The sequence below is a fragment of the Nostoc paludosum FACHB-159 genome, assembly GCF_014698835.1.
Lineage (GTDB): Bacteria > Cyanobacteriota > Cyanobacteriia > Cyanobacteriales > Nostocaceae > Nostoc > Nostoc paludosum.
Genome location: NZ_JACJTU010000012.1, coordinates 144,545 through 158,738 on the forward strand (window position 1 = coordinate 144,545; position 14,194 = coordinate 158,738).

Here is a 14,194-nt window from a genome sequence, read left to right on the forward strand (position 1 = left end):
GCATCAGTACCAAAGTAACAATTTCTTTCACTTAGAGGCAAAATTTGTGAGCATCGTTCAAACAAAACTCCAAGCTACCGAAAACAAATTTCACGTAGAAGCTTATGAAAAGATTGAGTATGAATTAGTTTATGTAGATGGCGTTTTTGATATTGCTAATCCAGAACTTGCAGAGATATATAGAAGTTTTGGCAGATGCTTGGCTGTTATCGATACTAATGTCTACAATTTTTACGCTACTCAAATTGAGAAATATTTCCGCTATTACAATCTCGATTTGAGGATTTTTACTCTGACTATTACCGAACCAAACAAATCTATTCAAACCTTTGAGAAGATTATAGATGTGTTCGCAGACTTCAAATTAGTGCGAAAAGAGCCAGTATTAGTCATCGGTGGTGGTTTAATTACAGACGTTGTAGGTTTTGCTTGCTCTACCTATCGCCGTAGTAGTAACTACATTCGGATTCCTACTTCTTTGATTGGTTTGATTGATGCTAGCGTCGCTATCAAGGTAGCAGTTAATCATCGGAAGTTGAAAAATCGTTTGGGTGCTTATCATGCTTCCCAAAAAGTTTTATTAGACTTTTCTCTGTTGGGGACATTACCAAAAAATCAAGTGCGTAATGGAATGGCAGAATTAGTCAAAATTGCTGTAGTTGCTCATGGGGGTGTGTTTGAGTGGTTAGAAAAGTATGGTAAAGAATTGCTTGATACCCACTTTGGCAATATCGATGGAACTCCAGAGATTAAACAAATAGCTCATAGTCTGACTTACGAAGCCATCAAAAAAATGTTGGAGTTAGAAGTACCTAACCTCCACGAACTAGATTTAGATAGAGCAATTGCTTATGGACATACTTGGAGTCCGACTTTAGAACTTGCGCCACACATTCCGATGTTTCACGGACATGCGGTGAGTATCGATATGGCTTTATCTGCAACCATCGCAGCTAATAGAGGGTATATCACAATTGAAGAACGCGATCGCATTTTAGGATTAATCAGCGATTTGGGACTAGCTCTCGACCATCCTTTAATGGATGAAGAACTATTGTGGGACGCTACCGAGTCTATCACTCTGACACGAGATGGTTTGTTGAGAGCCGCGATGCCGAGGCCAATTGGTACTTGCTTCTATATGAATGATTTAACACGGGAAGAATTGGCACAAGGTTTAGCAGACCACAAGCAGCTTTGCGTTAACTATCCTCGTGGTGGCGAAGGTGTGGATATGTACCCCGTTTATCAGACAGAACTAGTTGGGAGTGCCATATAATGTCCACCACAATTGCCAAGCCCACAGCTAGACCAGTCACACCGGTAGGCATCTTAGCAAAGAAGCTAGAAGCTATTGTCCAAAAAATTAACCAACGCACAGATTTACCTGCGGATTTAGTCGATAACATCACTCAAGCATGGCAGTTGGCAGCTGGTTTAGATCCTTATTTGGAAGAATATACAACCCCTGAATCACCCGCTTTAACTGTACTTGCCGAAAAAACATCAACAGAAGCATGGCAAGAACACTTTAGTGAAGGCACAACAGTACGACCTCTAGAACAAGAGATGCTATCCGGCCATGTAGAAGGACAAACCCTAAAAATGTTTGTTCATATGACCAAGGCCAAAAAAGTACTCGAAATAGGGATGTTTACAGGTTATTCTGCATTGGCAATGGCTGAGGCATTACCTCCAGATGGAGTGCTGGTTGCTTGTGAAGTAGATCCCTTTGCTGCGGAAGTTGGACAAGCAGTTTTTGACAAATCTCCTGACGGTCAAAAAATCCGGGTGGAATTAGGGCCAGCTTTGGAAACCTTAGATAAGTTAATAGAAGCTGGAGAATCCTTTGACATGGTGTTTATCGACGCAGATAAAAAGGAGTACATAACCTACTTTCAAACATTGCTAGATACTAATTTGCTAGCACCGTCAGGATTTATTTGTGTAGATAACACCCTACTGCAAGGAGAGGTTTATTTACCCGCACAACAACGCACTTCTAATGGTGAAGCGATCGCTCAATTTAATCGTGCCGTAGCACTCGAAAAGCGCGTAGAACAGGTAATACTCCCCCTACGAGATGGCTTGACGATTATCCGCAGAATTGCGTGATTGCGTATGGCACAATCTATTTCCGTTTCTTCTTCACCTGCTATACCGTCTTTACCTTCAGAGACAAAAATAGCCGTAATTATCCAAAATATTTTGACTTTGGCGTTGCTATTATTAGCACTGCCAATCAATGCCGCGATCGTTTTAGTGACTTTGTTGTGGCATACTATCTCGCGTCCTTTCCAGCAGCCAGCCACCAAAGCCGCAAACCCCAAAAATATCCTGATTAGTGGCGGCAAAATGACCAAAGCTTTACAGATAGCGCGGTCATGCGCTGCTGCTGGACACAGAGTGGTGCTGATAGAAACCCACAAATATTGGCTATCTGGGCATCGATTTTCCCAAGCTGTTGACAAGTTTTATACTGTTCCTGCGCCGCAAGAAAATCCAGAACGCTATACTCAGGCTTTGATAGACATCATCAAACAAGAAAATATCGATGTCTACATTCCTGTGACCAGTCCCTTGGGTAGTTACTACGACTCCCTGGCCAAGCCATCACTGTCGAAGTATTGCGAAGTATTTCACTTTGATGCAGATATTACCGAGAGATTGGATGATAAATTTGCCTTTGCCGAAACAGCGCGATCGCTTGGTTTATCAGTGCCTAAATCTTTCAAAATTACCTCTGCCGAACAAGTTCTAAATTTCGACTTCTCCCAGGAATCTCGCAAATATATCCTCAAGAGTATTCCTTACGATTCAGTACGGCGTTTAGACTTAACTAAGCTTCCCTGTGCCACTCCAGAAGAAACAGCTGCATTCGTCAGAAGCTTGCCAATCAGCCCGGAAAAGCCTTGGATTATGCAAGAATTTATTCCCGGCAATGAATTTTGTACCCATAGCACCGTCCGGGATGGCGAATTGCGATTGCACTGTTGCTGTGAATCTTCAGCTTTTCAAGTTAACTATGAAAACGTTGAAAATTCCCAAATCAGGGAATGGGTGAGGCATTTTGTCAAGGAACTGAAACTTACAGGACAGGTTTCCTTTGACTTTATTCAGGCTGAGGATGGCAGAGTATATGCTATTGAGTGTAACCCCCGCACGCACTCTGCAATTACTACTTTCTACGACCATCCCCAAGTTGCCCAAGCCTACCTAGATAAAGAACCGATGGCTCAAACGTTACAGCCATTGCCAACCAGTAAACCAACTTATTGGACTTATCACGAAGTCTGGCGTTTGACTGGTATCCGTTCTTTTACGCAATTGAAAAAATGGATTGCAAATATTTGGCGGGGAACTGATGCAATTTATAAACCAGATGACCCGTTACCATTTTTAATGGTGCATCATTGGCAAATTCCTTTACTCTTGCTCAAGAATCTACGTCAGCTCAAAGGTTGGACGCGCATAGATTTCAACATCGGCAAATTGGTGGAATTGGGGGGAGATTAATACCGAGGCTGCTACGGATTACCAAGAAATAAATTACTACTTGTGCGGTGGGCGTCTCGCCCGCCCGCAAACAAGGGCGGACATCTTGTCCGTCCCACAATAAAAGTTAGAGAACATGAATCATGTCAGTACTTCGTATCCTTCATTTAGTTGGCTCTGCACAGAATGATTTTTACTGCGATTTGTCACGCCTGTACGCCCAAGACTGTTTGGCAGCAACGGCAGAGCTGCACTATGACTCTACGATCGCATATATTACCCCCGATGGCGAGTGGCGATTTCCTACCTCCCTCAGCCGAGAAGATATTGCTCAGGCTAAACCGATGCCTGTGTTTGAAGCCATAGAGTTCATTGCAGCACAAAACATTGACATCGTGTTACCACAAATGTTTTGTATCCCTGGAATGACTTACTACCGCGCCTTATTCGACCTCCTGAAAATTCCTTACATAGGCAATACTCCGGATCTCATGGCAATAACGGCTCACAAAGCCAGAACCAAAGCAATTGTGGAAGCAGCAGGGGTAAAAGTGCCTTTTGGAGAACTGCTGCGCCAAGGAGATGTTCCGACAATTGCACCTCCAGTAGTTATTAAACCCGTAAGTTCAGACAACTCACTAGGGGTAACTCTAGTTAAAGATGCTGCCGAGTATGACGCGGCGCTGGAGAAAGCATTTGAATATGCAGATGAAGCGATGGTAGAAACATTCATCGAAGGTCGAGAAGTCAGATGCGGCATCATTGTTAAAGACGGGGAGTTAATTGGTTTACCTCTTGAAGAGTATTTGGTAGACTCTCATGAAAAACCCATCCGCACCTATGCCGATAAACTCAAAAAAACAGACGATGGCAACTTGGGTTTCGCCGCAAAAGGTAATAACAAGTCTTGGATTTTAGACCCTAATGACCCGATTACCCAAAAGGTTCAGGAAGTAGCTAAGAAATGCCATCAGGCTTTGGGTTGTCGCCACTACAGTTTATTTGACTTTCGCATCGATTCACAGGGACAACCTTGGTTTTTAGAAGCTGGGTTGTATTGTTCTTTTGCCCCCAAAAGCGTGATTTCCTCTATGGCGAAAGCAGTAGGAATCTCTTTAAATGAGTTATTAATGATAGCGATCGATGAAACGTTGGGCAGTAATAAGTAAGTCGGCGTAAATAATTATCGTTGGAATCAGGCAATAGGCAATAGGAATAAGGGTTTGAGCTAGTTTATTTTTTTTAATATAGTTTGTTTGATTTTATTCTGCCAACTTATACCAATTCTGTATGAAGATGCGCCAAAGTATATAAGAAACGAACCGCAAAGGGCGCAAAGGACACAAAGTAAAAAAAGAAAGAAAGAAAGAAAGAAGCAAGCCAAGAGAATTTGGCGCAGCCTCACAAAGAAATGGTATTACTTACAGCAGATTGCAAAGGAGTGATACCATTTCACTAAAATCCTGATACAAATTCTTTCCCCTTTGCTCCCCTGCTCCTCTGCTCCCCTGCTTGCCTAAATGTATCAAATTGAAAGTGAAACGGTATGAGGTACAGATAATCGTAGGTTGGAAAATCTTATAGCAATCCTAAGTCATTCGTGAAAAAATCTATTGCCTATACTTCGACTTCTCTACGAGACGCTACGCGTAGCTTGCTTCCCCGTAGGGGTACGCTCAGTACAAGTTGCCTATTGCCTATCTAATTGGTATCAGTTCCAAATTATTGGACAATTGACACTGAACTATTGACTTTTCACTAACAATGGCTTCTCTGGAAAATCAAATCATTTTAATTACTGGCGCTAGTAGTGGTATTGGTACTGCTTGTGCCAAAATTTTTGCTGGTGCGGGTGCAAAACTCATCTTAGCGGCACGGCGGTTAGAACGTTTGCAACAACTGGCAGATACTCTCACTCAAGATTTTAATACTGAAGTTCATTTGTTAGAGCTAGATGTGCGCGATCGCTCTGCTGTAGAATCTGCCATCTCTAATCTACCCTCCTCTTGGTCTGACATCGATATTTTGATTAATAATGCTGGTTTGAGTCGCGGTTTAGACAAGTTGCATGAGGGTAGTTTTACAGATTGGGAAGAGATGATTGATACTAATATTAAAGGTTTACTTTATCTCTCCCGTTATGTTGTTCCTGGAATGGTCAGCCGCAGTCGCGGTCATGTGGTCAATTTAGGCTCCATTGCCGGACATCAAACTTATCCTGGCGGCAATGTATACTGTGCTACTAAAGCGGCGGTGAGGGTAATTTCTGAAGGCTTAAAACAAGATCTGTTGGGTACTCCTGTACGGGTAACTTCCGTTGACCCTGGTATGGTAGAAACGGAATTTAGTGAAGTGCGCTTTCATGGTGATACTGAACGCGCCAAAAAAGTTTACCAGGGAGTCACCCCTTTAACTCCCGACGATATCGCTGATGTGATATTTTTCTGCGTGACGCGATCGCCCCATGTCAATATTAATGAAGTTGTGCTAATGCCCGTTGACCAAGCCAGCGCTACCTTAGTTAACCGACGCACTTAGGGAATAAAAGATAAAAAATATACCTTTTATTTGAAGATAGGGGAGCAGGGGAGAAAAACCGCAACTAACTTCAAGCTAACGTCACTGAGCAGAGTGAAAAGCTTGTGGGTGGCAAGCACATTCAGGGTAAGCTCATGATTAAGGTAGTAAACTTGCTGTTCTAGGAATTGTGTAAAATTCCTCTGACGTAAGCTGATGTTAAAACCCTTCATACAAATGAAGGGTTTTGAACTTTCAGTTACCCTGAAATAAATATATAAAAGAGCAATTTTCAAATGACCATTTACTTTTATAAGGCTTGGCAGCCTTATGGCTGTTTTTCTAACTTTTCTTTCCACGGGATTCACGTCCAGGGTATTTATTGGCCAACGGTTGAGCATTATTATCAAGCACAAAAGTTTGTTGGTAGTACGGATGCAGTAATTATACCTTTCATTCATGCCGCCGCCACACCCGAAGAAGCTGCTGCTTTGGGAAGATGTAGCAGCCGTCAACTACGTCGAGATTGGGATTTGGTTAAAACTCAAGTGATGCGAGAAGCTGTACTCAAAAAGTTTCTCACTCATGCTGATATTAGAGAAGTTCTTTTGAAGACAGGCGATGAAATGTTGGTTGAAAACTCCCCAACCGATTATTTTTGGGGTTGTGGCGCTAATAAAACCGGTCAAAACCATCTCGGTAAAATTCTCATCAGCGTTCGTGAAGAAATCCGAAAATTGCTATCTTTAACGGTAATTCACGAATAATTTAATTAAAAAAGTTACATTCAACATAAAATCAGCAATTAAACGGGGAATAGTCAAATTCCCCCAGTCAAAAAATTTTAAATAAATCACCTATAGTGAGCCATTTAGTTGAAAAAAATCTTAATTAATTGGCTTAATGGGCATAATTATTAAAAAAATATTGTTAATTCCAAGCAATTAATCAGCTACTAAGTTAAGTAAAATTACTGAAATAGTTTAATGGCTGAGAATATAAAATTAATAAGTGTCAATGATTAAAATTTTCTTAACTATAAACTTGAGAGGATATTTGTAAAGTCTATGTAATAAATTAAGCCTTTTTAAATTTTCCTAAATCAATTTTTATAGCAGGAATTCTGATACTTGTGAAATATCCTCTAATACCATTTGCAAAAATATCTGTAACAATTATATGCCCAAATCAAGTATTTTTAGCAGAAATTTCATCAAATATGATGATAATTCAGGAACTGGAAATTGAAAATTTTCATCAAAGACAACTATAAAAAACTTTTTTAAACTTCAGTCATAGTGTACATAAACGATGACATTTACCGATAAAACACACTGGTTGCAGCAAAGCTTAGACAAAGAAAGTTTACTGCATCGGATGACCAAACAGATTAGGCGATCGCTCGATCTTCAAGAGATATTAACGGCTACTGTTGCCGAAGTACGGTTATTTTTGGGTACAGATAGGGTCACGGTGTATCGGTTTAATGTTGATGGTAGTGGTGAAGTTATTGCTGAATCTATTTATGAGCAGCGTCTACCATCTTTATTGGGGTTACGCTTTCCAGTCCATGATATTCCACAAGAAGCTAGAGAGATGTTTCTGCTAGCAGGACAACGTTCAATTGTAGATGTAAGTAATGGGAAAATTGGGCTATCACCTCTACACTCAAAAGAAACTAACGAACGTCTGCAAACTAATATTTACTATCGGCAAGTAGACCCTTGCCATATTGAATATTTAAAATCAATGGGCGTGCAGTCTTCATTAGTAGTGCCAATTTTGCATTACGACCTGAAAGAAGAATCGGCAAAACCACAATTGTGGGGATTGTTGGTATCTCATCACGCCGAAGGGCGAAGGATTTTGAAGCGAGAACTGAGATTAGTGCAGCAAGTTGCCGATCAAGTAGCGATCGCCATAGCTCAAAGTCGCTTATTCACTGAAGCGATCGCCCAGCAGCAACGAGAAGCTACTATTAACCGAGTAACAACACTATTACATAAACTGCCAACAATCCAATTACAAGGCGCACTAGAAGAAGCGATCGCTGCCTTCGCTGGCGTCGGTGGCAGGCTTTATATTGAAGAAAGTAAAGAACTATATACCTGGGGCGAGCAGCCGAAACTACCATTAGAGCTAGATAATGCTCTGATCGAACAGCATCCCATGTGGCAAAACTGGATGGCTGAGTGTAAACCAGGTAATATTTGGGCAACTGCTGACCTTTATAAAGAACCGCGTTTGCGAGTTTTAGCTTTAGGGTTCCGTTCCACTCCAATTCGGGGACTGATGGTGATTCCCCTACATTACCGCGAAAAATTTACTGGTGTATTAAGCATTTTTCGCTCGGAATTTGACACAGAAATTTTGTGGGCAGGACGGTGCGAAGATAATCGGCGGCAATTATTACCGAAACTTTCCTTTGAAGTTTGGCGAGAAGAAAAAAAAGGGCAAGCACCTGAGTGGAAGGCAGAAGATATCTTATTAGCCCAAGCTTTGTACGATCATTTTTCAATGGCAATTCAGCAGCAGCAAATGTACAAACAAGTACAAGCCCTCAATTCCAGCCTAGAAGTGCGGGTGCAAGAGCAAACTGCTGAGGTAGAAAAATCATTACTATTTACCAAAGTACTCAAACAAGTCACAGACCACATCCGCAGTACATTAGACTTGCAGACAACCCTCCAGACTATCGTTCGGGAAGTGCGATCGCTGCTGAATTCAGACCGCGTATTAATTTTCCAAATCCAAACTAAATCGGTGATTGTGGAAGAAATTAATGGCAGCTGGCAGTCAGTTTTGGGAGTGGAAGCACCAGGAGAATGCTTTCCTGACGACTTTGTTAATTTATACTTCCAAGGTAGGGTACGGGCTGTTAACAATGTATCAACCGTTTCTTTGAGTGACTGTCATCGAGATTATTTGCAAAGTCTCCAAGTGCAAGCTAACTTAATTGTTCCAATCAACATAGGTATGCAAGTATGGGGATTACTGATTGCCCATCAGTGCGATGCACCCAGAAATTGGCAGGATGCAGAAATTGATTTATTGCAACAGCTAGGAGATCAGGCTGCGATCGCCATTCAACAAGCACAACTCTACGAACAAACTTGTAGTGCTGAAGCTGAAGCCAGAAATCAAGCTGCACAGTTAGAAAGTACTCTGCATCAACTCCAAGAAACACAGACAAAATTGATTCACACTGAAAAAATGTCTGCCTTGGGACAGTTGGTAGCAGGTATCGCCCACGAAATTAATAACCCCGTTAACTTTATTTACGGTAATCTCTGCCATGCAAGCGACTATACCGAACAATTACTAGAGATTTTACGGCTTTACCAGTTACATTATCCCAATCCCCATAGTGAAATTCGTGCTGCTATTGAAGCGATCGATTTTGATTTTTTAGTAGAAGATCTGCCAAAAATCATGGAGTCAATGCAAGTGGGAAGCGATCGCATCCGTTCAATAGTGCTGTCGTTACGCAATTTTTCTCGCTTGGATGAATCTGAAAACAAGCGCGTCGATCTCCATGAAGGTATTGACAACACTTTATTAATTTTGCGACACCGCCTCAAAGGCAATCCTGAATTTCCAGCCATTGAAGTCATCAAAGACTATGGCAAAATCCCACGAGTGGAATGCTATGCCGGACAAATGAATCAAGTATTCATGAATATTATCAGCAATGCGATAGATGCTTTGGGAATGGGGAATGGGGAATGGGGATTCGGGAGATGGCAAGATGAGGAGATAGAGAAATGGGGAGACGGGGAGAATAACCAATACTCAATGCCCTATCCCCAATGCCCAATGCCCACCATCCACATTTCCACTAAAGTTTCAGCTGACAACTCTCGTGTGCTGATTCGTATTAGTGACAATGGACCTGGAATGACTCAAGAAGTGAAAAAGCGAATTTTTGACCCGTTTTACACTACCAAACCTGTGGGTAAAGGCACTGGACTGGGATTGGCAATCAGCTATCAAATTATTGTCGAAAAACATGCCGGAATAATGGAGTGCATTTCAGAACCAGGCAAAGGTACAGAGTTCTGGATTGAAATTCCCGTTAAGCCGCCAGCAACAATCAATAGTCAACCGTAGCTAGAGAATGTGGGGAGGGTGGGGAGATGGGGAGACGAGGGGACAAGGAGATAGCTCAATACAGTTGAGTTAAGCAATTTTTTCCTTCTCTTTCTTCTCTCTCCGTGTCCTCTGCGCCTCTGCGGTAGCCTGCGGCAAGCCGCTGTGCGTCTACATTAAAAAAAATGACTTTGACAAAGAGTGCTACCCTGAACCCAAGCGTATTGGGAGATAGCTCAGCAATCAACAGTTAACACTCCCAATGCCTAATAGATTATTACAAAATGTTAGTTTCAAAACTTAAAAATTTACTTAGCAATTACTCAATTCATCCACAAGGTTGATGATAAAATTATTAACAATAGGCTATACAACAAATTTTAAAGCTATTTAGAGCTTGCACTATATTAATTTAGGTAAAAAAATAGCTCAAAAGTAAAGTTTAGTTGCAAAAAAAATTAGTTTCATCCACTAGTGCTAATCTAATAATTGAAGCTAATAAAAAGCTTCCCTGGCAGATACAACAGCTGCATGATGGAATGTAGTTAAGAGGTAAAAGACGCTGTTTAATTCACATCTGTCTCGTCAAAACACGGCAACACCCAACGCGAAAACTCATATTTCCTCAAAGTGGAAAATTAGGGGGCGCTGTAACTGATTTTCATTACTTGTTTACAAAGTGATGAGAGTTATTACATCCCTGGTTAGAATAAACAAGGAGAGGAAATGTTGAAGCGAGTAGATGGTTGGGTGTTGTTGTATTTAAAAAGAAATCAGAATAATGACTCCTCTGGGTGTAAGCTGAATACGAAGGTTGAATAGCGAGAAACAGTTAAAATAGCGCCTTATGTCAATTATTGCGCTCAGAGCATGGTATTTACAGGATTATGAGCCGATTCCAGAATTGGAAAAGCGCCCACCAGACATTCGCCTAAGTAAAAAAAGTCTGCTGAGATCGGCATTGCGAGCGGACTTTTTAGAAGAAAGCGACGAAATTAAAAAATCAATTTGGTTTGGGCGCTATCTGGAAGGGGAAGATATTGAATTTTATATTGAAGGTAGTGGCGGCTATCGCGTAGCTAACATTGACTTGATTAGTCACGAAATTTATTTTACTAAACAAGCCCTGTTAGCTCAGTTAGAACCAACTATTTTTTTCTCTTACCAAACTGAGTATGCCGCAGCAAGTGATGTTCTCAGAGAAGAACTGCGAAAAACTTTGGAGAATTTAAACTTGCGATCGCGTCTTCCCTTAACATTAGTAGAATCCTCTCGCCCCAGTGATGCCACTTTCCGAATTAATCGCACTATGATGCGAAAAATCCGTAAGAGTTTGTTATTTATCGCTGATACCACACCCATTAGCAGTGTTAATGTTAAAGAAAACCTCCAACTAATTCCTAGTCCCAATGTCTGTATTGAAATTGGCTATGCCATCCAAAGTAAGCGGTCTGAACAGATTCTACTAGCACAAATGCAACGCTCAAATTTTGAAGGACAAGTTCCCTTTGACTTACCCACACAACAAATTTTACAATTTCAAGACATCAAAGAACTGAATAAAATTCTGACGCGAACAATTGAAAATCAGCTAGCACGGTTCAAGTTGTTTTTTTGAACAAAATAATGAACAATTAGATCCCCGACTTCTTAGAGAAGCCGGGGATTTAAAGTTTGCGATTTGAGTGAGTACTTACTCTCTAAAAAGTTTAGACAGTTCTAGCCCATCTTCCAGATCCCTGGCTGTTAGAGCTAAAATAAAGGTCAATTACAGTTCTAATCAAGCTAGCTTCGACTATTCCGGCTTACTGTCTATAGTAGATGCTGGCTTTTTCTTGATAACTCTACTCAGAAAACCCATTACTAATAGTCCAGCAATTGCGCCAGGTTCAGGAATCGCAGTTGCTGTCAGCTGACCCCCAAGATCCAATCTACAGTCTGGGAATGTGTCGCATACTTCTGGCGTAAGATCGTCTTTTAAGAAAATTTTAGCCGTTGGTAATCCTTGTTCGGCATTTAGGTAAGTATAAAAATCTAACCCTGTCACATCTGTTGCAAAGTCAATTCCCAAATCAAAACCATTCGGCGTGTCAAAGTTGCCTGTTTGTAAAACAGTCTTTGTTACTGTATCAAAATTGAAATTGAAACTACTATCCACTTCGGGAAAATCGTATTGGAAATTTTGTAATAAAGCTCCTTGTGGATCGAAGAAAGAAATGGCAAAATCAGTCAATTCTTCCTTGGTGACGATGCTTCCCAGAAAACTATCGTCATAGCTGAACTTTCCCTTAGCTGAATAACCTTGATCTCCTAGCCAATTAAGCTCAAAAGAAGCAGCATCAGCACTCTGAAAGTTAATGAAAGTAGCCATAGAAGTGAACGCAGCAACAGCTACAGTAGCTTTTATTTGGTTATGAATGCTTTTCATTTTCTTGATAAAGTCTAAAACACTTTTGGGCAGATCGTATCATTAGATTAAATATAATTCCTATAACTTATGTTATTTCTTTGTCAGATAAATATAAAAACCTCAGATAAATATAAAAACCTAATATTTTTATTTAAATTATTATTTAAATCATTCTTTAACTTCTCTTAATTAAAATATTCTCTTATCTGACAAAATCATCATTTTTGTAAATTATTAAAGGGAGTATTAAAAGTAATAATCCCAAATTAAATTAAGCATTACCTCAACTTAATCGAAGTCTAATAACTTCTTGTCAGCATTTTAGGTAACCAAAAAATTTTTATGAAATTATCTCGACGTAGATTTTTTACATTAGCAGGCACAAGTGCTGCTGGTACTTTGCTAGCCTCTCCTTTAGAAGGTCTTATTGCTAGACAAGCCAATGGTCACCCTGTATTTGGTAAAGGTTACGGGCCGCTTGTACCAGATCCCAATGGCTTATTAGATTTACCAGTTGGATTTAAGTATCGGACTTTCTCTCTAACAGGCGATTTGATGAACGATGGTACTAAAGTTCCGGGTGGCCATGATGGTATGGCGGCTTTCCCCGGTCCGAAAGGTACAGTTATTTTAGTTCGCAATCACGAACTTAGTCCTACTTCTGATACAAAAGCCGAAGGGCCGCGTCCTTACGACCCATTTTGTAAAGGTGGTACGACAAACTTAGTTATTGGAAGCGATCGCAAGCTAATCAAACATTTTACTTCTTTAAGTGGAACTTATCGTAACTGTGCAGGTGGGCGAACTCCTTGGGGTTCATGGATTAGTTGTGAAGAGAACACCACCACTCCAAATTCGTTTCCGGTAGGCAATAGCAACTACGTCTCGAAATTCCACGGCTATAACTTTGAAGTTCCAGCTAGCACCACTACTCCTGTAAAGCCTGAACCTCTAATAGCTATGGGAAGATTTAACCATGAAGCTGTGGCGGTAGATCCCAAAACAGGAATTGTCTATGAAACTGAAGATAAGGGAGATAGTCTTTTCTACCGTTTTATCCCAAAAGTACCCGGCAAGTTAAAAGAAGGTGGTACTCTTCAGGCATTGAAAATCAAAGATATCTATCAAGCACAAACATTTGCAGATTTCCCCAAACGCAAGCCCTTTAAAGTAGAGTGGGTAACTATTACAGAGCCAAATCCGGCTGAAGATACTGTAAGAGAAGAGGGTTTTGCAAAAGGAGCAGCCCAGTTTGCTCGTGGCGAAGGTATCTGGTATGGTAACGGTGAATTTTACTTTTGCTGTACGAGTGGTGGTGCTTTAGGGCTTGGTCAAGTCTGGCGCTATATTCCAGCGAAAGAGACAATTGAATTGTTTGTTGAGTCTACATCTGCTGCCGAACTGGAAAATCCAGATAATATAGTTGTCTCACCTTATGGCGATCTCATCTTGTGTGAAGATGGAGATGACGAGCAGTTCTTAGTAGGTGTTACTCCCAAAGGTGAACTCTATCAATTCGCCCGTAATGCTTTGAATACCAACGAGTTCGCTGGTGCTTGCTTCTCACCTGATGGTAAAACTTTGTTCGTTAACATCCAAACTCCTGGTATCACCTTCGCAATCTGGGGCCCTTGGAAAAAGTCATAAAGGTTAAGATTAGCAGCAATCCTATTTGAGTTGTGA

At 40.9% G+C, this 14,194-nt stretch carries 10 protein-coding genes; 9 read left to right on the forward strand and 1 reads right to left on the reverse strand.

Annotated features, from left to right (window positions below; all coding sequences use genetic code 11):
* Positions 1-46: 46 nt before the first annotated feature.
* From H6H03_RS14700 to H6H03_RS14735, 8 genes are all read left to right on the forward strand, one after another.
* A complete protein-coding gene (locus H6H03_RS14700) occupies positions 47-1,279 on the forward strand; it encodes a sedoheptulose 7-phosphate cyclase (protein ID WP_190955829.1) in 1,233 nt (410 codons plus the stop codon).
* A complete protein-coding gene (locus H6H03_RS14705) occupies positions 1,279-2,115 on the forward strand; it encodes an O-methyltransferase (RefSeq protein ID WP_190955830.1) in 837 nt (278 codons plus the stop codon). Before H6H03_RS14700 ends, H6H03_RS14705 begins: the two co-directional genes overlap by 1 nt.
* Positions 2,116-2,121: 6 nt before the next feature.
* A complete protein-coding gene (locus H6H03_RS14710; protein ID WP_190955831.1) occupies positions 2,122-3,516 on the forward strand; it encodes an ATP-grasp domain-containing protein in 1,395 nt (464 codons plus the stop codon).
* Positions 3,517-3,638: 122 nt separating this feature from the next.
* Positions 3,639-4,664, forward strand: a complete 1,026-nt coding sequence (locus H6H03_RS14715) for a D-alanine--D-alanine ligase family protein (RefSeq protein ID WP_190955832.1) — start codon at positions 3,639-3,641, stop codon at positions 4,662-4,664.
* Positions 4,665-5,259: 595 nt separating this feature from the next.
* Positions 5,260-6,033, forward strand: a complete 774-nt coding sequence (locus H6H03_RS14720; protein ID WP_190955833.1) for an SDR family oxidoreductase — start codon at positions 5,260-5,262, stop codon at positions 6,031-6,033.
* Positions 6,034-6,308: 275 nt separating this feature from the next.
* Positions 6,309-6,779: an NADAR family protein gene (locus H6H03_RS14725; protein WP_190955834.1), complete on the forward strand. Its 471-nt coding sequence runs from the start codon at positions 6,309-6,311 to the stop codon at positions 6,777-6,779.
* A gap of 544 nt (positions 6,780-7,323) precedes the next feature.
* Complete coding sequence (locus tag H6H03_RS14730) at positions 7,324-10,122, forward strand: GAF domain-containing sensor histidine kinase (protein WP_190955835.1); 2,799 nt, start codon at positions 7,324-7,326, stop codon at positions 10,120-10,122.
* An 826-nt stretch (positions 10,123-10,948) separates the two neighbouring features.
* Positions 10,949-11,719: a hypothetical protein gene (locus H6H03_RS14735; protein ID WP_190955836.1), complete on the forward strand. Its 771-nt coding sequence runs from the start codon at positions 10,949-10,951 to the stop codon at positions 11,717-11,719.
* Between the two features lie 177 nt (positions 11,720-11,896).
* Here H6H03_RS14735 and H6H03_RS14740 read toward each other — a convergent pair whose 3' ends face one another.
* Complete coding sequence (locus H6H03_RS14740; protein WP_190955837.1) at positions 11,897-12,529, reverse strand: PEP-CTERM sorting domain-containing protein; 633 nt, start codon at positions 12,527-12,529, stop codon at positions 11,897-11,899.
* Between the two features lie 324 nt (positions 12,530-12,853).
* On the opposite strand from H6H03_RS14740, the gene H6H03_RS14745 reads away from it, so the two are divergent.
* Positions 12,854-14,158: an alkaline phosphatase PhoX gene (locus H6H03_RS14745; protein ID WP_190955838.1), complete on the forward strand. Its 1,305-nt coding sequence runs from the start codon at positions 12,854-12,856 to the stop codon at positions 14,156-14,158.
* Positions 14,159-14,194: the final 36 nt, after the last annotated feature.

What these genes read in the sequence shown, in the direction of transcription:
- H6H03_RS14705 (WP_190955830.1), top strand. Translation starts at nt 1,279, where the DNA reads ATGTCCACCACAATTGCCAAGCCCACAGCTAGACCAGTCACACCGGTA.
- H6H03_RS14730 (WP_190955835.1), top strand. Translation starts at nt 7,324, where the DNA reads ATGACATTTACCGATAAAACACACTGGTTGCAGCAAAGCTTAGACAAA.
- H6H03_RS14745 (WP_190955838.1), top strand. Translation starts at nt 12,854, where the DNA reads ATGAAATTATCTCGACGTAGATTTTTTACATTAGCAGGCACAAGTGCT.
- H6H03_RS14725 (WP_190955834.1), top strand. Translation starts at nt 6,309, where the DNA reads ATGACCATTTACTTTTATAAGGCTTGGCAGCCTTATGGCTGTTTTTCT.
- H6H03_RS14720 (WP_190955833.1), top strand. Translation starts at nt 5,260, where the DNA reads ATGGCTTCTCTGGAAAATCAAATCATTTTAATTACTGGCGCTAGTAGT.
- H6H03_RS14710 (WP_190955831.1), top strand. Translation starts at nt 2,122, where the DNA reads ATGGCACAATCTATTTCCGTTTCTTCTTCACCTGCTATACCGTCTTTA.
- H6H03_RS14740 (WP_190955837.1), bottom strand. Translation starts at nt 12,529, where the DNA reads ATGAAAAGCATTCATAACCAAATAAAAGCTACTGTAGCTGTTGCTGCG.
- H6H03_RS14735 (WP_190955836.1), top strand. Translation starts at nt 10,949, where the DNA reads ATGTCAATTATTGCGCTCAGAGCATGGTATTTACAGGATTATGAGCCG.
- H6H03_RS14715 (WP_190955832.1), top strand. Translation starts at nt 3,639, where the DNA reads ATGTCAGTACTTCGTATCCTTCATTTAGTTGGCTCTGCACAGAATGAT.